At 39.3% G+C, this 20,960-nt stretch carries 19 protein-coding genes and 1 pseudogene; 9 read left to right on the top strand and 11 right to left on the bottom strand.

Annotated features, from left to right (window positions below):
• Window positions 1-18: 18 nt before the first annotated feature.
• The 3 genes from menH to DV428_RS03885 form a co-directional block, all read right to left on the bottom strand.
• Complete coding sequence (menH, locus tag DV428_RS03895) at window positions 19-762, bottom strand: 2-succinyl-6-hydroxy-2,4-cyclohexadiene-1-carboxylate synthase (RefSeq protein WP_114908750.1); 744 nt, start codon at window positions 760-762, stop codon at window positions 19-21.
• A gap of 61 nt (window positions 763-823) precedes the next feature.
• On the bottom strand, window positions 824-2,530 hold the full coding sequence (gene menD, locus DV428_RS03890; protein ID WP_114908749.1) for a 2-succinyl-5-enolpyruvyl-6-hydroxy-3-cyclohexene-1-carboxylic-acid synthase: 1,707 nt from the start codon (window positions 2,528-2,530) through the stop codon (window positions 824-826).
• A 14-nt stretch (window positions 2,531-2,544) separates the two neighbouring features.
• Complete coding sequence (locus DV428_RS03885; protein ID WP_162790769.1) at window positions 2,545-3,816, bottom strand: isochorismate synthase; 1,272 nt, start codon at window positions 3,814-3,816, stop codon at window positions 2,545-2,547.
• Between the two features lie 156 nt (window positions 3,817-3,972).
• Here DV428_RS03885 and DV428_RS03875 point away from each other — a divergent pair, with 156 nt between their 5' ends.
• Window positions 3,973-5,187 carry a pyridoxal phosphate-dependent aminotransferase gene (locus DV428_RS03875; RefSeq protein WP_005631251.1) on the top strand — a complete coding sequence of 405 codons (1,215 nt, stop codon included), beginning with the start codon at window positions 3,973-3,975 and terminating at the stop codon, window positions 5,185-5,187.
• Between the two features lie 497 nt (window positions 5,188-5,684).
• A pseudogene (locus DV428_RS03870) lies at window positions 5,685-5,949 on the top strand (transposase); the annotation flags it as partial.
• Between the two features lie 48 nt (window positions 5,950-5,997).
• Here DV428_RS03870 and leuD read toward each other — a convergent pair.
• The 4 genes from leuD to leuA all read right to left on the bottom strand — a co-directional run bounded on the left by leuD (window position 5,998) and on the right by leuA (window position 10,817).
• Entirely contained in the window at window positions 5,998-6,600 is a 603-nt protein-coding gene (gene leuD, locus DV428_RS03865; protein ID WP_065264446.1) for a 3-isopropylmalate dehydratase small subunit, read from the bottom strand.
• Between the two features lie 10 nt (window positions 6,601-6,610).
• A complete protein-coding gene (gene leuC / locus DV428_RS03860) occupies window positions 6,611-8,020 on the bottom strand; it encodes a 3-isopropylmalate dehydratase large subunit (protein WP_114908747.1) in 1,410 nt (469 codons plus the stop codon).
• 89 nt (window positions 8,021-8,109) lie between these two features.
• On the bottom strand, window positions 8,110-9,186 hold the full coding sequence (gene leuB / locus DV428_RS03855; protein ID WP_114908746.1) for a 3-isopropylmalate dehydrogenase: 1,077 nt from the start codon (window positions 9,184-9,186) through the stop codon (window positions 8,110-8,112).
• Between the two features lie 83 nt (window positions 9,187-9,269).
• The gene (gene leuA, locus DV428_RS03850) at window positions 9,270-10,817 is read right to left on the bottom strand and encodes a 2-isopropylmalate synthase (protein ID WP_114908745.1); all 1,548 of its coding nucleotides are present in this window, start codon (window positions 10,815-10,817) and stop codon (window positions 9,270-9,272) included.
• A 543-nt stretch (window positions 10,818-11,360) separates the two neighbouring features.
• Here leuA and dprA point away from each other — a divergent pair.
• The 5 genes from dprA (at window position 11,361) to smpB (ending at window position 15,686) form a co-directional block, all read left to right on the top strand.
• Window positions 11,361-12,482 (top strand): DNA-processing protein DprA, encoded by a 1,122-nt coding sequence (gene dprA / locus DV428_RS03845; RefSeq protein WP_114908744.1) that lies wholly within the window; start codon window positions 11,361-11,363, stop codon window positions 12,480-12,482.
• Window positions 12,483-12,534: 52 nt separating this feature from the next.
• A complete protein-coding gene (gene yaaA / locus DV428_RS03840; RefSeq protein ID WP_114908743.1) occupies window positions 12,535-13,311 on the top strand; it encodes a peroxide stress protein YaaA in 777 nt (258 codons plus the stop codon).
• Window positions 13,304-13,885, top strand: a complete 582-nt coding sequence (locus DV428_RS03835) for a hypothetical protein (RefSeq protein ID WP_114908742.1) — start codon at window positions 13,304-13,306, stop codon at window positions 13,883-13,885. Before yaaA ends, DV428_RS03835 begins: the two co-directional genes overlap by 8 nt.
• A 107-nt stretch (window positions 13,886-13,992) precedes the next feature.
• The gene (pfkA, locus tag DV428_RS03830; protein ID WP_114908741.1) at window positions 13,993-14,958 is read left to right on the top strand and encodes a 6-phosphofructokinase; all 966 of its coding nucleotides are present in this window, start codon (window positions 13,993-13,995) and stop codon (window positions 14,956-14,958) included.
• A 245-nt stretch (window positions 14,959-15,203) separates the two neighbouring features.
• Window positions 15,204-15,686 carry an SsrA-binding protein SmpB gene (gene smpB, locus DV428_RS03825; protein ID WP_005633362.1) on the top strand — a complete coding sequence of 161 codons (483 nt, stop codon included), beginning with the start codon at window positions 15,204-15,206 and terminating at the stop codon, window positions 15,684-15,686.
• A 51-nt stretch (window positions 15,687-15,737) separates the two neighbouring features.
• Here smpB and DV428_RS03820 read toward each other — a convergent pair whose 3' ends face one another.
• Window positions 15,738-16,526 (bottom strand): outer membrane protein assembly factor BamD, encoded by a 789-nt coding sequence (locus DV428_RS03820; protein ID WP_046938737.1) that lies wholly within the window; start codon window positions 16,524-16,526, stop codon window positions 15,738-15,740.
• A 107-nt stretch (window positions 16,527-16,633) separates the two neighbouring features.
• On the opposite strand from DV428_RS03820, the gene rluD reads away from it, so the two are divergent.
• Window positions 16,634-17,608 carry a 23S rRNA pseudouridine(1911/1915/1917) synthase RluD gene (gene rluD / locus DV428_RS03815; protein WP_114908740.1) on the top strand — a complete coding sequence of 325 codons (975 nt, stop codon included), beginning with the start codon at window positions 16,634-16,636 and terminating at the stop codon, window positions 17,606-17,608.
• Between the two features lies 1 nt (window position 17,609).
• Window positions 17,610-18,344: a peptidoglycan editing factor PgeF gene (gene pgeF, locus DV428_RS03810; RefSeq protein ID WP_114908739.1), complete on the top strand. Its 735-nt coding sequence runs from the start codon at window positions 17,610-17,612 to the stop codon at window positions 18,342-18,344.
• Between the two features lie 42 nt (window positions 18,345-18,386).
• On the opposite strand, the gene mnmA is transcribed toward pgeF, so the two are convergent.
• The 3 genes from mnmA to DV428_RS03795 form a co-directional block, all read right to left on the bottom strand.
• The gene (gene mnmA / locus DV428_RS03805) at window positions 18,387-19,538 is read right to left on the bottom strand and encodes a tRNA 2-thiouridine(34) synthase MnmA (protein WP_114909574.1); all 1,152 of its coding nucleotides are present in this window, start codon (window positions 19,536-19,538) and stop codon (window positions 18,387-18,389) included.
• A gap of 116 nt (window positions 19,539-19,654) precedes the next feature.
• On the bottom strand, window positions 19,655-19,915 hold the full coding sequence (gene nqrM / locus DV428_RS03800; RefSeq protein WP_005629187.1) for a (Na+)-NQR maturation NqrM: 261 nt from the start codon (window positions 19,913-19,915) through the stop codon (window positions 19,655-19,657).
• Window positions 19,916-19,917: 2 nt separating this feature from the next.
• Entirely contained in the window at window positions 19,918-20,958 is a 1,041-nt protein-coding gene (locus DV428_RS03795) for an FAD:protein FMN transferase (RefSeq protein WP_114908738.1), read from the bottom strand.
• Window positions 20,959-20,960: the final 2 nt, after the last annotated feature.

Genomic DNA, 20,960 nt, shown 5'->3' with positions numbered 1-20,960 from the left:
TGAATCCTAGCATTTTAACTAAGGTCTAGCAATTTTTAATACACAATTTTCTATTTTTTCAGAGAAATATTCTGAACTTTCTAAATGTGAGTTATGCCCAGCGGAAGGAATGGTTACTAAATTAATTTGATTTTCTTTGGCTAAAACTTGGAACTTATGATCTCGTTCGCCACAAAAATAAAAAAATGGCAAAGAACTTAACCGCACTTTTTCACTAAAATCAGGTTGTTTGGATAGACTTGTCGCCAGCAGCATCTTGCCAATATTTTCACCGCAATTTGATTTTCGTTTTTCAACTAATTGCAGTCTTTCTTCTTCAGTTAAATGAGAAAACACGGGCTGTTGATACCAATCATTTAATACATTTTCTGGCGATTCTTGCATAAAACGTTGAGCCCAAGCAAAATCATGTTGAAAACGAATTTGCTTTTCTTCGTCAGTTTTTAAACCTAGATTCGCGCCTTCTAAAATAACACCTTGCAAATTAGATCGTTCCACCTGAGCTTGCAGTGCATAATACAAAGCAATCCTTCCACCTAGAGAATACCCAACAAGAAAATACGGTTCATTTTTCACCGCACTTTTAATTTGCTGAGCCAAATACTCCGCCGTATCTTCAAAATTTGTGACTTCAATATCTTTAGCTTGCCCGTGAAAAGGTAAATCTAGCGCAATACAATTAAAGAGCGGTAGATTTTCAATGACTTTTTGCCAATCGTTTTTTGTACCAAGAAGTCCGTGAAGAAAAATGATGTTTATCATTGAAGGGATTATTGATAGAAAATAATAAAATATGGCGGACTAAAGCCCGCCTACAGAATACTTAAGCACCAATTACTGCGTGACTAATTTGCTCGATTAAGCGTTTATACAAACTGCTGCCATCACTCGGATTCGTTTTAATTTCAATTAACGTTGCCTTGCGACGACTATAAGCCTGTTTAATAACGGAATTGAGATCCGCCCAAGTATAAGGATGAGCGTATTTGAGATCGAACATTGCCGCGATTTGAGAAAAATCGCCATTATGCGGTAATCGATAGAACTGATCTTTGACTTGTTCATCCACAGGTAACATATCAAAAATCGCACCACCATTATTATTGATCACAAAGATTACCGTTGGTTGCATAACGTTTTTGAATAATGCGAAAGAATTTAGATCATATAAAGTGGACGTATCGCCAATCACCGCAACAACAGGTTTATTTGAACCAATACCTATTCCCGCAGCAGTAGCCAACAAACCATCAATTCCACTCGCGCCACGATTGGTATAAACAGGATAGCTTTCTGGTAATTGCGTTAGCGCATCAACCAGACGAACAAGTAAACTATTACCTAAAAATAAAACACCGTTATAAGGTAAAAGTGTTGGTAAACGTAATGCAAGCGAGGCTTCCGTTAAATTTCCACCTACTTGCTGTTCAATAAAGGTCGCACAGAACTTAGATAAAGCTAACGGCTCAAGCAACCAAGGCTTTTGGCGTAAAGGTGGATGCGCACGCAACCAATGATGTGCTTTAGCGTTGAATCTTGTCAATGAATGATGGTAAGGATCTAATGCTTTGCCGCTTTGTTCAACCAACCAAAATTCACCTTTAAACGCCTGTAAGAATTGATTAATTCGTTTACTGATAAAGCGTGCACCAAATTGAATCACAATATCAGCTTGCAGAAGTTTTTCACGAACAGTTTGGTTTGCGAGCCAAATATCTTCATAAGGCGTCGTTGGAACAACACCAGATTGAATATCCGTCAGTAACACCCAGCCCATGGCACTTGCCCAAGAGTTAATGCCCATCGCTTGTTCTGCAGGTAATTGACCAACCACAACGACACCACGTTTGGTACGCCAATGATCCCAGTTCTCATGCATTAATACTTCGTTCTGTTGCGCTTCCACATTCATCCAAGGCTTAGTTTGAATTAACCAGCGCTGTAACGACAGCAGCCAAGGGTGAGAATCTACTTCCTCATCAGTTGCATCATAAAGTGGCTCGGCAAATGGCACATTAATATGAACAACGCCACCTTGTGTTTTTTGTTGAAAGGCAGCCTGTTCAAGTAAAGAAATCAACCACTGCGCAGAATAATCTGCGTTCGGTTTAGGTAAATTAACATTTGCAACTGGATACTGACCAAACATATTTTGCTGCAAAATGGCCTGATTTGCACCGCACTCCCAAAGTTCTGGTGGACGATCAGCAGTTAAAACAAATAAATTCACACCCGTTTGGCGTGCTTCAATAATGGCAGGATAAAGGTTTGCAGTCGCCGTGCCTGATGTCACAATAATGGCAACAGGTGATTGAGTTGCTTTGGCAATACCAAGTGCAAAAAAACCTAAACCGCGTTCATCAAAATGTGTATGACAAGTGACTGAACCCGCATTTTGCAAACGTACGGCTTCAAGAGTTAAAGGTGTCGAACGCGAACCTGGCGCGATACAAACGTGAGAAACGCCTTGGCGCACCAAGGTTTCTAAAATCACTTTCGACCAACAACGATTAAACACGCTTACCGACATTTTTTTCTCCGTTATCATTTTTCTTCTGCAAACAAGGAAATTAACCCTGCTGCTTTACGTTCAATTTCTTTCCATTCTTCCAATGGCTGCGAGCCTGCCACAATGCCCGCGCCAGCAAATACACGAATACGATGACCTTCAATAAAGGCAGAACGAATCGCTACACAAAACTCTGAACATGCATCGCTCATCACGCCCAATGTTCCCGCATACCAGCCTCGATCAAAGGTTTCAATTTCTGACAAAATCATCTTGGCTTGTTGCTGTGGCAAACCCGATACCGCAGCTGTAGGATGAATCGCTTTTAATATATTTACATCTGCATAATGTGCGGTCAAATTTGCACGAATTTTACGAATCAAATGTTGCACTTTACGTAACGGTTTCAATTCCACATTGCTTACATCAAAACTTTCTACTTGCTTACGTAAATTCTGCGAAATATCTTCTACAACCAACCAATTTTCTTTTAAATTTTTCTCGTCATTTAACAACCAATTAGCTTGAGATTGCGTCTCTTCTTCGCTTTCAGAAACCGATGCTGTCCCCGCCAAAGCTTCGGTTAGCAACAAGTTATACTCACGAGCAAATAGGCGTTCTGGTGTAGAACCAACAAAAATCGAATGAGGATGTTCAGCCCATAAAAAATGATAACAACCTTGATTTTGTTTTTCGCTTTCTGCTAAAAAATCGTACGCATTAATCACTTGCTTTAAATGAAAAGTGGTTTCATTGGCTAATACAATTTTTGTCAGTTCCCCACTTTTAATTTCTACCAAAGCCTGATTTACCCAATCACACCAAGTTCTTTCGTTAGCTCGAGGCTCTGTATGCAAAGGAATCTGTTTTGGCAAAGCAGAAAGTGCGGTGATATTTTCAAAAGTTTTGAGGTGGACTAAAGTATCATTCGCACTTTGCTTATCTTTCACAAAAAATGATACCAATGCACCTTTCTCATCCTGTTCAACAAGCATTTTAGGTAATACAAATTGTGCAGTGCCTTGAAATTGCAAACCGCCTACCAATGGGAAACCACTTTCTTCAATAAACTCTTGCGCTAAATTTAACTGTGAAAATGACTGAGCTGACCCAAAGGCAGCCAAGGATTTTGCTTCATCACGAAAATGTAAATAAAATTGTGGATACGCAGATTGACCTTTCAGCCACGCCAACAAATCGACCTTGTCCAGTTTCACCTGAAAACGGACAAGTTCATTCGTTGATTGCTGTAAATATGCGTGAATTTGCGATTTTAACTCGCCTATTGCCTGCGCTAAATAACTCATTAGATTTTGTTTTAAATACACAAAAAATTAGCCGTATTCTACCGCAGATTGTTAATGACAAAAAATTTTTTTACAAAATCTTTTCAATATTGAAAATTCAGCGTAAATTAACCGCACTTTTCTCGAAAAATTTATTAGAAACAAAAGGATTTCACTATGCGATTATTCCCAAAATCCGACAAATTAGAACACGTATGTTATGACATTCGCGGGCCTGTGCATAAAGAAGCACTACGCTTAGAAGAAGAAGGCAATAAAATTTTAAAACTTAATATCGGCAACCCCGCACCTTTCGGCTTTGAAGCACCCGATGAAATTTTGGTTGATGTATTACGTAATTTGCCGTCAGCTCAAGGCTACTGTGATTCAAAAGGGTTATATTCTGCTCGTAAAGCCATTGTTCAATATTATCAATCAAAAGGTATTCACGGTGCGACAGTCAATGATGTGTATATTGGTAATGGCGTATCTGAGCTTATCACAATGGCCATGCAAGCATTACTCAATGATGGTGATGAAGTACTTGTGCCGATGCCTGATTATCCGCTTTGGACTGCTGCGGTAACACTTTCTGGCGGCAAGGCTGTTCATTACCTTTGTGATGAAGAAGCAAATTGGTTCCCCGCTATTGATGATATTAAAGCGAAAGTGAATGCGAAAACTAAAGCCATTGTTATCATCAATCCAAACAATCCAACTGGCGCTGTGTATAGCAAAGAATTATTACAAGAAATTGTAGAAATCGCTCGCCAAAATAATTTGATTATCTTCGCTGACGAAATCTACGACAAAATTTTATACGATGGCTCGGTACATCATCACATTGCCGCGCTTGCTCCTGATTTATTAACGGTTACGTTGAATGGTTTATCAAAAGCTTATCGAGTTGCGGGATTCCGTCAAGGTTGGATGATTTTAAACGGCCCAAAACATAATGCGAAAGGTTATATTGAAGGCTTGGATATGCTGGCATCAATGCGCTTATGTGCTAACGTACCAATGCAACATGCAATTCAAACCGCACTTGGTGGCTATCAAAGTATTAATGAATTTATTTTACCAGGCGGCCGATTACTTGAGCAACGCAATAAAGCCTACGATCTCATCACTCAAATTCCAGGCATTACTTGCGTGAAACCAATGGGTGCGATGTATATGTTCCCAAAAATTGATGTGAAAAAATTCAATATTCACAGTGATGAAAAAATGGTGCTGGATTTACTCCGCCAAGAAAAAGTGCTACTAGTGCACGGTAAAGGATTTAATTGGCATTCGCCAGATCACTTCCGTGTTGTTACTCTTCCTTATGTAAATCAACTTGAAGAAGCCATTACAAAATTAGCAAGATTTTTGTCGGATTACCGTCAATAATGTATGCTTTGACAAAATTATAAATAGGACAAATAATCTGCTCCTAAAGTTGGACTAAATAACCAACTCACTAAGGTGCAGATTTTTTTATTAACTAAATATCTTATCTTTCAAACAACAAGTGAAGGATTTTTATCTTCAACATAGTAAAAATTGTTTTCTCATCTAAACATATTTTCAACCGCCCGAACAAATATTAAATCGTCGAATTCTCCTTAATGTCCAATATATTTATCATACGTTGGACTTTCTTATGATTGATGTTGAGGAAGACTTAGAGCTAGAGTAATAAGAGGATAAACGTAACATTCATGATTATCACGATAATCCGTATAATTTGTTGTGATATCGTCTTATCTTTATCGATTTGTTCTTTCAAATGATAAAAGAAAATACTGAATAATCCCCCCATTAAATCAAGCAATATCTGAAGTGAAAAGCCATTATTCAATAATTGGACAGATTTTATTGCACTGTAGCGCAACCAAAGAAGGTAATATCAAATGAGAGGTTATCAATAAATCCTATTGAAAAACGGTATTCAACAAAGTATGTCGAGAAAAAGAAATTGTTTAGATAATACGGTGGCGGAGAGCTTCTTTGGGCAGTAAAAAAGGAAGACTACAATGGAAAACAATTTGATACTTTTGATCAACTAGAAAAATAATTCATGAGTGCATTCATTATTACAATCATGAGCGTACTCAGTGTAAACTAAAAGGACTAAGCCCCATGGAGGATAGAACTCAGTCCTTAATTTAATAGTCTAACTTTTAGGGTTAAATAAAAATCACCGCACTTTTATCTTTTTTAGCGCAAGAACGCTGGAATGTTTTTCTCGTATTCTGAGATTTTGTCTTCATGTTGGAGGGTTAAGCCGATGTTATCCAAGCCGTTTAACAAACAATGGCGGCGGAATTCATCCAGTTCAAAGTGATAGACTTTGTCACCTACAGTGACGGTCATCGCTTCCAAATCCACATGGATTTGTTTGCCTTCATTTGCCCACACCCATTGAAAGATTTCCTCTACTTCTTCTTCGCTTAAACGAATCGGTAACATGTGGTTGTTTAAGCTGTTGTTATAGAAAATATCTGCAAAACTTGGTGCGATCATCACTTTGAAACCGTAATCAGCTAACGCCCAAGGTGCATGTTCACGAGACGAACCACAGCCAAGGTTTTTACGTGCTAATAAAATGGTCGCACCTTGATATTGTGGATAATTCAATACGAAATCTGGATTTGGTTTAGTGCCTTCTACATCCAAATAACGCCATTCGTGGAATAAGTGTTTGCCGAAACCCACGCGGGTAATGGCTTGTAAAAATTGTTTTGGAATAATCGCATCCGTATCCACGTTTGCCGCATCCAATGGCACTACTAAGCCTGAAAGTTGTTTAAATCCTACCATTTTCTGCTCCTTAGTTTAATGTGATGTCACGAATATCAACGAATTTACCGAACATGCCGGCAGCTGCCGCCATGGCAGGGCTTACTAGGTGAGTGCGACCATTACGGCCTTGGCGACCTTCAAAGTTACGGTTCGAAGTAGAGGCACAACGTTCCCATTCGCCTAAACGGTCATCGTTCATCCCTAAGCACATGGAACAGCCCGGATTACGCCATTCTGCACCCGCTTCGATAAAGATTTTATCCAAACCTTCTTTTTCCGCTTGTTCTTTCACTAAACCGGAGCCTGGTACCACTAAAATACGTTTTACGTTATCGGCTTTTTTGCGGCCTTTCATGACAGCCGCTGCCGCACGTAAATCTTCGATACGAGCATTGGTACAAGAACCGATAAATACTTGATCTACAGGGATATCTTTTAAATCAGTGTTAGCGTCTAAGCCAATATAATTCAAGGCTTTTTCTGCTGAAGCACGAGTCACGGGATCGGTCATTTCTGCTGGGTTTGGCACTGGCTGATCGATACCGATTACTTGGCCTGGGTTTGTTCCCCAAGTTACCTGTGGCGCAATATCTTTCGCTTCTAATGTGATGACCGTGTCAAATTTCGCATCATCATCGGATTTTAAGGTTTTCCAATAAGCAACTGCATCATCCCAATCTTTCCCTTTCGGGGCATGTGGACGGCCTTTTAAGTATTCGAAAGTGGTTTCATCTGGTGCGATTAAGCCAGCTTTCGCGCCCATTTCGATTGCCATGTTGCACACCGTCATTCTGCCTTCCATGGAAAGATCGCGAATAGCCTCACCACAGAACTCCACCACATGGCCTGTGCCGCCTGCCATAGTGGTTTTACCGATAATGGCAAGAATAATGTCTTTGGCGGTAATGCCCGGCGCCACTTTGCCTCGCACTTCAATTTTCATGCTTTTTGCACGGGCCTGTTTTAAGGTTTGTGTGGCTAAAACGTGTTCTACTTCGGAGGTACCGATACCAAATGCCAAGGCACCGAATGCACCGTGGGTAGCGGTATGGGAGTCACCACAGACAATTGTCATACCTGGCAAAGTTAAGCCTTGTTCCGGTCCCATCACATGCACGATACCTTGTTCTTTCGTGGTCATGTCGAATAATTGAATACCGGTCGCTTTCGTGTTTTTTGCAAGTTCCAATACTTGAATTTTTGCTTGGCCTTCAAGTTTGTTCACATCGCGTACTTGGGTAGAAATACTGTGATCCATAGTGCCGTAAGTTTTACTTACTTGACGTACTTGACGGCCTGCGACACGTAAACCGTCAAAAGCTTGCGGACTGGTCACTTCATGGATTAAATGACGGTTAATATACAAAATCGGCGTTTCGCCTTCCGCTTCGTACACCACGTGGGAATCGAATAATTTTTCGTAAAGAGTTTTTGCCATAATTTTTCTCAATTCGTTAGAGGCTTTTGTTAGAGTAAGTGCGGTCAAAATCCGAGGTATTTTTAAACCGCACCTTCATTGTTTTTTTATTAGATTGCGTTAGCAATTAATGTACCCATTTCCGCAGTTGAAACAGGCGCGGAATCATCAGCTAAATCTCCCGTACGGTGACCGCTTGCTAAGACTTTTTGCACAGCATTTTCAATCGCATCTGCCGCATCATTTAAGTTGAAGCTATAACGCAACATCATCGCGGCAGAAAGAATTTGTGCGATTGGGTTAGCAATGCCTTTGCCTGCAATATCTGGTGCAGAACCGCCAGCAGGCTCATATAAGCCGAAACCTTCTTCGTTGAGGCTGGCAGATGGTAACATTCCCATAGAACCTGTGATCATCGCTGCTTCATCAGAAATAATATCGCCGAAAATGTTAGAGCAAAGTAAAACATCAAAAGATTCTGGTGCTTTGATTAATTGCATTGTGGCGTTATCGATATAGATATGCTCTAAAGTCACTTCAGGATAGTCTTTTGCCACTTCGGTCACGGTTTCACGCCATAAGATTGAAGCTTGTAATACGTTGGCTTTATCCACAGAAGTGACGTGTTTACGACGTTTCATTGCCGCATCAAAAGCCGCACGCGCAATGCGTTCGATTTCATATTTGTAATAAACTTCGGTATCGAATGCTTTGGTTTGTGCACCTTCACCTTCACGGCCTTTAGGCTGACCGAAATAAATCCCACCCGTTAATTCTCGTACAACCACCATATCAAATCCTTTTGCCGCAATATCTGCACGTAATGGACAGAATTTTTCGAGTCCTTTATAAAGGGTTGCAGGACGAAGATTGCAGAATAATTTGAAATGTTTACGCAATGGTAATAATGCACCACGTTCTGGTTGTTGATCTGGTGGTAAATTTGTCCATTTCGGACCACCCACAGAACCAAACAAAATCGCGTCAGCATCATCACAACCTTTTAAGGTTTCGGGTGGTAATGGGCAACCACAATGATCAATTGCAGCACCGCCCACATAAAACTCATTGAAGTTAAGTTTAAAACCGAATTTTTCTTGGACTTTGTTTAACACTTTAATAGCTTCAGCCATCACTTCCGGGCCGATACCGTCTCCTGGTAGAACTGCGATGTTGTATGATTGCATATTGTTTTTCCTATTTTTTCACACTAAAGTGCGGTTAATTTTCTTCATATTTTCTCCTCTCTTTTGTAAAGAGAGGAATTGGGTTAATGATGTTTGTGGCTTTTAATGTCTGCCACTTTATGTGCGCGATAAATGGCATTAATCGCATGCACTAACGCTAACGCGGAAGATTCAACAATATCTGTTGCTAAACCAACACCATGGAATTTACGGCCTTCATGTTCCACCACAATATCCACTTGCCCTAATGCTTCTGCGCCCTCGCCTTTAGCGGTTAAGTTATAGTGAGACATTTTGATTTCTAAACCCGTTAAATTTAAGATGGCATTATAAACCGCATCCACTGGGCCATTACCGCCAATTGAAGACGTACTTAATTTTTCGCCATCTAACTTCAATTGAACAAAGGCTGTGGCTGGATATTCTTTCGTTGAGTGTGCAGAAAGTTTATCTAATACCAAACGATCTTCATCGCCCTGTTGCATATCAATAAACGCCAATGCTTCCAAGTCATAATCAAACACTTGACCTTTTTTATCCGCCAATTTTAAGAACGCGTCATACAATTTATCCAAATCGTAATCTTGTTCGTTATAGCCCATATCCGTCATATGACCTTTTACCGCTGCGCGACCTGAACGTGCGGTTAAATTCAATTTTTCTTTTTTCAAACCGATCGTTTCTGGAGACATGATTTCGTAGGTATTTTTGTTTTTCAACATACCATCTTGATGGATGCCAGAAGAGTGCGCAAAAGCATTTGAACCCACAATGGCTTTATTCGGTTGAATCGGCATATTGCAAAGCTGGCTGACCATTTGGCTCACACGATGAATTTCTTGGGTATTAATACGAGTATCCACGCCCATAAAATCCTGACGCACTTTCATTGCCATGACCACTTCTTCAAGAGAGGTATTGCCCGCACGTTCACCAATTCCATTAATGGTACATTCAATTTGGCGCGCACCATTTTGTACTGCTGTTAAAGAATTAGCGGTTGCCATGCCTAAGTCATTGTGGCAATGCACAGAAATCACTGCTTTATCGATATTCGGTACACGATTGCGCACTTGAGCAATAATGTTGCCATATTCATTTGGTAAGCAGAAACCTACCGTATCGGGAATATTTACCGTAGTTGCACCCGCATTAATTGCGGCTTCAACAATACGGCAGATATTGTCGATACCGGTACGGCCGGCATCTTCGCAAGAGAACTCAACATCATCCGTATAATTACGTGCTCGTTTCACTGCTGCAACGGCCATTCCTACCACATCATCAAAAGAACGTTTTAATTTCGCTTCAACATGCAATGCAGAACTTGCAATAAAAGTATGAATACGGAATGCTTCAGCAACTTTCAATGCTTCGTATGCGGCATCAATGTCTTTATCTACGGCTCGAGATAACGCGGCAACACGAGCGTTTTTAATATGGCGCGCAATGGTTTGAACAGACTCAAAATCCCCTTGAGAAGAAACGGGGAACCCCACTTCCATTACATCCACGCCTAAGCGTTCAAGTGATAAAGCAATCTGCAACTTTTCTTTTACCGTCAAACTTGCTTTTAACGCCTGTTCCCCATCACGCAAGGTGGTATCAAAAATAATAACGCGATCTGTCATAACAATGTCCTTACTAAATATCCTTCTGAAATCACTCCAAAAGTGCGGTGCATTTTCCTGTATTTTTTAGACAAAAAACCCGCAACTTATAAAGTGCGGGTTTAAAATTGGGTATTTACATCTGACTGTTTTTCATCCACAACTTAGCCGCACACCGAATGTGAGAGCAGCAGGTTGAGAGATAAAGAAACAATATGATACATAAATAAAAATCCTTCTGTGTAAAACGTTTTCCATATTACGAATAAAAAACTGACTGTCAAACTATTTTTTAGCGTTTTATATCAAAAATAATCATTAATATACAATATGAAATATACATTTAACTAACAAATCTAAAATAAAAAGAATATTCAACCAAATCAATTGCAATCAGCGAATTTTTATTATTGAATTTTTTACATTTTCAAAATAAGAAAAATTTTGCAATTTTTTACTCATCAAAAAGAATTTTTGCGATCTACATCGTAAAATGCTTTCAAGTTAATCGTTTCTTTCACTCGTTTTTTCCATACTAAATTTTCAAATCAAAAAGGAAAAAGCATGCAAGATATTACCTACACACTACTCCGCCTAATGCAAGTCCCTAAACTTGGCGGAGTTGGCATTGATAAAATTTTATCCAATATTACGCTAGATGAGTTGCTCAATTATGATGATGTTGCTTTCCGACAAATGGGATGGGGAGCCATTCAAATTCGTCGTTGGTTCAAGCCTGAAGCAAAATTTATTGAGCCTGCGCTAGAGTGGTCTCAAAAAGAGGGGAATCATTTGGTAAATTCTTTTTCCCCCTTTTATCCCTTTCTATTGAAACAGATAGCAAGCTTTCCTCCTCTGCTATTTGTAAAAGGAAATTTGACCGCACTTTCACAACGTCAAATTGCGATGGTGGGAAGTCGCTACTGCACGGCTTATGGTGAATATTGGGCTAAATATTTTGCTACGGAACTTTCATTGGCTGGCTTTACGATTACCAGTGGACTCGCATTGGGAATAGATGGGCATTGCCATCAAGCAGTTGTTGATATTCAAGGACAAACCATTGCAGTTTTAGGAAGCGGATTAGAACAAATTTATCCCGTAAAGCATCGCAAACTTTCAGAGCTCATTTTGCAAAACAACGGTACATTAGTTTCTGAGTTTTTACCAAACCAAGCACCTATTGCGACAAATTTCCCTCGTCGTAATAGAATTATTAGCGGGCTTTCAGTCGGGACATTAGTGGTGGAAGCCACAGAAAAAAGCGGCTCTCTGATTACCGCTCGGTATGCATTGGAACAAAACCGAGAGGTTTTTGCTGTGCCAGGCAATATTCAAAGTGAATTTAGCCAAGGTTGTAATCGCCTCATCAAACAAGGCGCAATGTTGGTGGAAAATGCAAAGGATATTTTGGAAACTCTCTACCAACATTCTATCCATAGCCAAACTGAAATCGATTTTGACCAGATCGCTGTGCCTAATTACACGCCTCCACCCGATCCTCGGCGATTAGTAGAAGCACCAAGTCACCCGAAACTTTACTCGCGTATCGGTTACACGCCTGTGAGCATTGATGATTTAGCTGAAGAATTTAACTTGAGTGTAGATGTTTTACTTGTTCAGCTGCTCGATCTTGAATTGCAAGATCTCATCATGAGTGAAAATGGGCTATATAAACGCGTTTAGTGTAAATTTTTATGCTAATATACGCCCATTCTTTTTTCATAAAAGGACGATTATGTTAGCCATTATCTCCCCTGCAAAAACCCTTGACTTTGAAAGTGCGGTAAAAAATTTTCCTGTTTCTCAACCGCACTTTACTGATTACAGCGAACAACTTATTGAGGTTTGTCGTAAACTTTCTCCGCAAGATCTTTCATCGCTTATGTCTATCAGCGATAAGTTAGCCGGTCTAAATGCCGCACGCTTTGCAGAATGGACAAAATTTCACAATGAAAACAATTCCCGCGCTGCATTATTTGCATTTAAAGGCGATGTTTATACTGGTTTAGATGCAGACTCACTTTCGGAAGATGATGTCCTTTTTGCGCAATCCCATTTACGTATGCTTTCTGGCCTTTATGGACTTTTAAAACCACTTGATTTAATGCAACCTTACCGATTAGAAATGGGCACAAAATTAGCCAATCCGAAAGGAAAAGATCTGTATGCCTTTTGGGGAAATGTGATTACCCAAGCGGTTCAACAAGCTATAGATGAACAAGGTGATAATGTTCTGATAAATTTAGCCTCTGATGAATATTATAAATCTGTTAAAGAAAACCAACTTAAAGCCAAGATAATCAAGCCTGTTTTCTTAGACAATAAAAATGGAAAATACAAAGTAATCAGCTTTTATGCTAAAAAAGCTCGAGGCTTAATGTGCCGTTATCTTATTCAAAATCGTTTAACCAACATTGAACAATTAAAAGAATTTGATTTAGGTGGTTATTGGTTTGATTCAGCATCATCCACTGAAACCGAATTTGTATTTAAGCGAGATATCAATGAATAAAATTTTTGTTATATTGACCGCACTTATACTCTCTGGCTGTGCAACTAAACTGACTCAATTAAATGTTCCTACGCAGTTAGAGCACAATGGTAAAAATTATGCCCTTACCGGCAGCCAAGATTTAGAAACCATTGCTCGCTATGTTTATATCGCTAAGCCAGATACGCTAGAAAATTGGCAATCTGAAATTGAAATTCTCTTTGATCGCAATCAACCAGCGCGTTCAATTAAAGAGCGGATCGCATTAAGAGAACGCATTTATCGTAATACAGGCGTAAAAGATTTCCATTTCGATGCTATTCCAGAAAATTCGACGAATCCAAATGAATTAAATGGATATGTCATCTATTCGCCAACAAAGGAAAATCCATCTTGGCAAGTCAATGTGATGAAAGGACGACAATTACCACAATGTGGCTTTGTTCAGTATCAATATTCACAAAAAGTACAGCAACCAACACTTTCTAAACATTTATCCGTCAATAAAGTGCAACAACATTTGCAAAAATACGTTGTGGATATAGAAAGAAAGCACTTACAAGATTTGAAGTGGCAACTATTCTGTCAGAAATAATGTAAAAAATTATGCCGGATCAAAATCTCATCAGATTTTACTAGAGCAGATACCTCTAATGATGTAATCTTATGCCAGTTTCCAATTACGGTTAAAAGTAGGTAAATATGATTAAAAAAATTGCAGTTTTAACAAGTGGTGGTGATGCGCCAGGTATGAATGCCGCAATTCGTGGCGTAGTACGTTCTGCACTTGCAGAAGGATTAGAAGTATTTGGTATCTATGATGGTTACCAGGGCTTATACAACAATAAAATCAAACAACTAAACCGCTACAGCGTATCAGATGTGATTAATCGTGGCGGTACTTTCTTAGGTTCTGCACGCTTTCCTGAATTTAAGGATCCCAATGTTCGTGCGAAGTGCGCAGAAATTTTACGTTCTCACTGCATTGATGCACTTGTGGTTATCGGCGGTGACGGTTCTTATATGGGCGCAAAATTGTTAACCGAAGAACATGGTTTCCCTTGTGTTGGCTTACCTGGCACGATTGATAATGATGTTGCAGGTACTGACTATACCATCGGCTATCAAACCGCATTACAAACTGCAGTCGATGCTATCGACCGTTTACGCGATACATCAAGCTCACACCAACGTATTTCCATCGTTGAAATTATGGGGCGCCATTGTAGTGACTTAACAATTTCTGCAGGCATCGCTGGCGGTTGTGAATATATCGTCGCATCAGAAATTGAATTTAATCGAGAAGAATTAATTCAACAAATTGAACGTAGCATTATTCGTGGTAAACGCCATGCAATCATTGCAATCACTGAACTTTTAACCGATGTTCATTCTCTCGCAAAAGAAATTGAAGCTCGCGTTGGGCACGAAACTCGTGCAACTGTTTTAGGGCATATTCAACGTGGCGGTTCTCCTTGTGCATTTGACCGTATTCTTGCTTCACGTATGGGCGCATACGCGGTAGATTTATTGCTACAAGGTAAAGGTGGCTACTGCGTAGGCATCCAAAATGAACAACTTGTTCACCATGATATTATTGATGCAATTAATAATATGCATCGTGAATTTAAGGCTGATTGGCTTAAAGTGGCAAAACGTTTGGAATAATCGTTTATTCACTTTATATAAATCACCAAAACTTAATTCATCTTTTTTATCTCACTTAAACAGACACAGCAATGTGTCTGTTTTTTCTTACAAAAGTGCGGTGATTTTTTCTTGAATTTTCTATAAATCATTTCACTTTTAAAGTTTGAAAATAAACGCGACTGTCAGTTCTCCCTAGATGATCTTTTTTGCTATAAAAATAGATATCCGATAAAATGCGCCAAGAAAAATAAGGTATAAAAATTATGACAAAGAAAAAAGTAAAACCAGGATCAAATACTATCGCACTGAATAAACGTGCGAGACATGATTACTTTATAGAAGATGAAATTGAAGCAGGTCTTGAACTACAAGGCTGGGAAGTCAAATCCATGCGAGCAGGCAAGGCAAACATTAGTGATAGTTATGTCATTTTTAAAAATGGAGAAGCCTTTTTATTCGGTGCAAGCATTCAGCCATTAAATGTTGCATCAACGCATATTGTTTGTGATCCAACTCGCACTCGTAAGTTATTATTAAATAAACGCGAATTAGCATCCCTATTTGGCAAAGCAAACCGAGACGGTTTTACCATCGTAGCGCTTTCTCTTTACTGGAAAAGTGCATGGGCAAAAGTCAAAATTGGTTTAGCCAAAGGTAAAAAACAACATGATAAACGCGATGATATTAAAGAGCGTGAATGGAAAGTAACAAAAGATCGCATTATGAAAAATGCACATCGAGGATAATATATAGCAAAAAGCCCGAAATTATTCGGGCTTTTTATTCATATCCTATGACTATTTAACAGTCGGAACTTTTAATTCTGGCTCATCTGGTTTTTCAATTGGTGCAAAGGTTTTATCTTTATTCGCATCAATAATCTTTTGGGTATCATTGGCTAATGCTGTTAACCCCATTTTTTCATACGCTTCTTTCATCAAAGATAAACCTTCATAAGTTGCTTTAGCATCAGGATATTGTTTCAACATTCCAACTACACGGTTTGACACTGCAACCCAAGCATCACGTTTTGCATAGAATTTTGCAATATCTAACTCATGACGAGCAAGCGCATCTTTAATATAAGCCATACGCGCTAAAGCATCTTGAGCATAAGGGCTATTAGGGAATACACGAACTAAATTTTGGAAATTAGAAAAAGCAGTACGCATAGAAGTGGTTTCACGTGTCGCACGATCAATTCCAAAGAAATCTTGAATGAAATTATCACCTGTTGCGGCATTGGTTAACCCAGCCATATAGACTGCATAGTCTTGGTTAGGACTTTGTGGGAATTGATGTAAAAAGCTATCTACCGTCAATAATACTTGCGTATAATCTTGCGCTTTATAGTTTGCATAAATTAAATCTAGCATCGCCTGTTCTTGATAAATACTACCAGGAAAACGTTCAGTCGCTGCTTTTAAATAACGAATAGCTTCAGAATAACCGCCTTCTTGTAATGATGTAACACCTTTAGTGTACAACTCATTTACTGATGCTTGCTCCACATCTTTTGAACCACTTGAACATCCAACAACCAATGCTGCCACGGCAAGCAATGCCAAAGATTTTATTTTACGCATTGTTTTTTCCTTAATTTTTACGAAAATCAATAAATAAGATACAATTGTCTGCTATTGTATAGAACATTAATCAATAAGCCAACTTTTAAAATTTTTGAGAGCTATTTATGCCACAAATTACCCTTTCGGCTGAAGTGCAGCCAGAACAAATGGGACAGCGTTTAGACCAAACACTTGCAGAGTTGTTCCCTGAATATTCTCGCTCCCGATTAAAAACGTGGATTGAAGCCGATCTCGTAAAACTTAATGATCGCATTGCCAATATTCCGCGTGAGAAAGTGCTCGGAGGAGAAAAAATAGAAATCACCGTAGAAGTGGAAGATGAGACACGTTTTGAACCAGAAAATATTCCATTGAATATCGTGTATGAAGATGACGACATTATTGTGATTAACAAGCCCAAAGATCTTGTCGTACACCCTGGTGCTGGCAATCCAAATGGAACCGTGCTTAATGCGCTACTCTATCATTATCCGCCGATTGCAGAAGTACCGCGAGCAGGAATTGTGCATCGGTTAGATAAAGATACGACAGGCCTAATGGTTGTTGCGAAAACTATTCCAGCACAAACTAAGTTAGTACGCGACTTACAAAAACGCAAAATTACGCGTGAATATGAAGCAGTAGCATCAGGCATTATGACGAAAGGTGGCACAGTCGATCAACCTATGGCTCGTCATGCAACCAAACGTACTTTAATGGCGGTTCATCCAATGGGAAAACCAGCTGTCACCCATTATCGTATTATGGAGAATTACCGTAACTACACCCGTTTACGTTTACGTTTAGAAACGGGTCGTACGCATCAAATCCGTGTTCATATGGCACATATTGCCCATCCATTACTAGGCGATCAGACCTATGGCGGACGCCCTCGTCCACCAAAAAATGCGAGTGAAAACTTTATGGAAGTATTGCGTAATTTCAAACGCCAAGCTTTACATGCGGTCATGTTACGCTTAGCTCATCCCATTACAGGTGAAATGATGGAATGGTATGCACCATTGCCTGATGATTTCGTTGAATTGCTTAATGCACTCAAAGCCGACTATCTCGAACATCAAGATGAGTTAGATTATTAATATGCAAGTGATTAACCCAAATTGGAACGTTCCAAAGAATATTCATGCCTTTACCACCACTCGTGAAGGGGGCGTGAGCTCGACGCCTTATTTTAGTTTCAACTTAGGCGATCATGTCGGTGATAACAAAAGTGCGGTAAAAACTAACCGCACTTTATTAGTAGAAAAATTTGGTTTGCCACAAACACCTATATTTCTAACTCAAACACACAGTACTCGAGTGATGCAATTACCTTATTCAGGACAAAATATTGAAGCGGATGCAGTTTATACAAATGTTCCTCATCAAGTTTGTGCTGTTATGACTGCAGACTGTTTGCCCGTTCTATTTACTACAGCATCTGGAAATGAAGTGGCCTCAGCACATGCTGGCTGGCGTGGTTTATGCGATGGCGTATTAGAAGAAACTGTCAAATGCTTTCAGACCAAACCTGAAGATATTATCGCGTGGTTTGGTCCTGCAATTGGCCCAACAGCATTTCAAGTTGGCATTGATGTTGTAAAACAGTTTGTTGCGGTAGATGAAAAAGCCAAACTCGCCTTTCAACCTGATGCAATAGAAGAAGGTAAATACCTAGGTAATCTTTATAAAATCGCGACTCAACGATTAAACAATCTAGGCATTACGAAAATTTATGGTGGAAATCACTGTACATTCAATGAAAAAGAATTGTTCTTCTCTTATCGCCGTGACAACCAAACGGGCCGAATGGCAAGTGTCATTTGGTTTGAATAAATAGTCTAAAAGCGCATAAAATGCGCTTTTAGTATCTTTGTTTTATATTCTTTCTTCGATAATACCACCGCCCAAACAAACTTCACCAAGGTAAAATACAGCAGATTGTCCTGGTGTGACGGCTGATTGAGGTTCATCGAAAATCACTCGAATAGTTTCATCATCAATAGGTTCAATCACACAAGGAATATCTTGTTGGCGATAACGCGTTTTCACCGTGCAACGTAATGACTCTCGAATTGGTTCGCGATCAACCCAATGTAATTGGCTAGCAATCAAACCTTTTGAAAATAAACGAGGATGGTCATGCCCCTGAGCGACAATAAGTTCATTATTTTCCACATCCTTATCTACCACATACCAAGCCTCATCACCCGCATTTTTTAAACCACCAATGCCTAATCCTTTACGCTGTCCCAACGTGTGATACATCAAACCATCATGGCGACCAATAATTTTACCCTCAACAGTACGAATATCACCAGGTTGAGCCGGTAAGTAACGAGCTAAGAAATCCTTAAATTTACGCTCACCAATAAAACAAATACCGGTAGAGTCTTTTTTCTTTGCCGTAATTAAGCCAAGATCTTCAGCAATAGCGCGAACAATGGGTTTCTCAATTTCACCAACGGGGAATAAACTTTGTCCCACTTGTTTATGGCTTAAGGTATAAAGAAAATAACTTTGATCTTTATTGGCGTCTAGACCACGTAATAATTTTGCATTTTCATCATCACCAGCTCTACGTACATAATGCCCTGTTGCAATGTAATGGGCACCAAGATCTTCAGCGGCATATTCTAAAAATGCTTTAAATTTAATTTCTTTATTACACAGAATATCTGGGTTCGGCGTGCGCCCTGCTTTATATTCAGTTAGAAAATGCTCAAAGACATTATCCCAATATTCTGCAGCAAAATTAATTTTATGTAGTTTGATACCCAATTTATCACATACAGCCTGAGCATCTGCAAGATCAGCAGCGGCAGTACAGTAATCCGTATCATCATCTTCTTCCCAGTTTTTCATAAACAGGCCTTCCACCTGATAGCCTTGCTGTTGAAGAATAAACGCTGACACAGAAGAATCCACTCCACCAGACATACCACAAATGACTTTTTTTGTCGCATTTCTCGCAAGCTGCTCTTGCGTCAATTGAGGAAAGTGTTGATTATAAGTATTTGAAATTAACATAATTCTCCCGTAACTTCGGTTAAGGCGAAGCACATTGGTAATTGAATGAGAAAACGGCAAAATAATTTTGCCGTTAAGTTTATTTTGCACATAAAGTGCGGTCATTTTTGAGCAAGTTATTTCACTTCATAAAATTGCGAATCATCATCTTTTTTCGCGAATTTTTGCTCATATTCAGCTTTCGCTTGTTCATCGCCCGCATCTAATTTTGATTGAAGCGTGTCACACGGTTTATCACAATCACAAGCTTTAGCAATACCAAGGGTAGATAAACCACCGCAGCTGCCTTTTAAACTTTGTTTTTTGATAATAAATCCGATAGACATCAACAATATAATTGCGACGAAAGCGATTAAAGTAAAAAATAAAGTTTGCATAACTATTCTTTTGTTTCTGTTAATTTTTTGAAAGCAGAGGATGATTTTGTGACAAAACCATTATCTGTTTTAATGATTAAGTAAACAGCAAGATTATTTTTCTCTGCCACTTCTAACGCCTTGTCTTCACCCAGCACAAATAACCCTGTTGATAAGCCATCTGCAGTCATTGAGGTTGGTGCAAGTACCGTAATTGAGGCTAAATGATGCTGAATTGGATAACCTGTTTTCGGATCAATTTCATGAGCAAAGCGTTTACCATTTTCTTCAAAGTAAATACGATAATCGCCAGAACTTGCCATTCCCATATTGTCTAATCCAATGACAGCTTCAACCGCTCTTTCACCTGTTGTAGTTGGTTTTTCAATTGCGATCTGCCAAGGTTTGCCTTCAATATTTTTTCCTTTCACACGAATTTCACCGCCGATTTCAACCATGTAATTCTGAGCATTTAGTTGTTCTAACTTTTCAGCGACCTGATCAACGCCAAAGCCTTTAGCAATCGAGGACAAATCGACATAAACTTGAGGAAGTGCTTTGCTTAATGTCGGTTTTGCACCACTCATATCGAGGGCAATTTTATCAATACCAACCCAAGCTTGGCGCTCAGCTAATTGTTCTGGTGTAGGTTGTTTTTCTGGACGTTTTTCAGGGCCAAATCCCCATAAATTCACAACTGGGCCAACAGTTACATCCAATGCACCTTCAGTCACTTTATTTAAACGAATCGCTTCGGCCAATACTTTGGCAAAATCTGCTGAAATCTCAATCGGTGTATTCACTTGGGTATTTTGATTGAAACGACTCAGTTCCGAATCTTTTTTGTAAGTGGACATTTTCGCGTTCACATCTTTTAAGATAGCTTCAATTTCTTCATGCGTCTTTTCAGATGTTGCGTTCATTGAGCCTTCATCAAGGTATTTAACATGATAAGTTGTTCCCATTGTTTTACCACTTAATGAGATAACTTTTGTTTCTTTTTGACAGGCTGCAAGACTTAATGCCATTGCCACCGCCACGATACCGCTTATTAATTTTTTCATCT

Origin of the sequence: Haemophilus haemolyticus (genome assembly GCF_003352385.1) — a bacterium.
In the GTDB taxonomy this organism is placed as follows: domain Bacteria; phylum Pseudomonadota; class Gammaproteobacteria; order Enterobacterales; family Pasteurellaceae; genus Haemophilus; species Haemophilus haemolyticus_I.
This window is presented reverse-complemented; position numbering and strand designations above follow the sequence as displayed.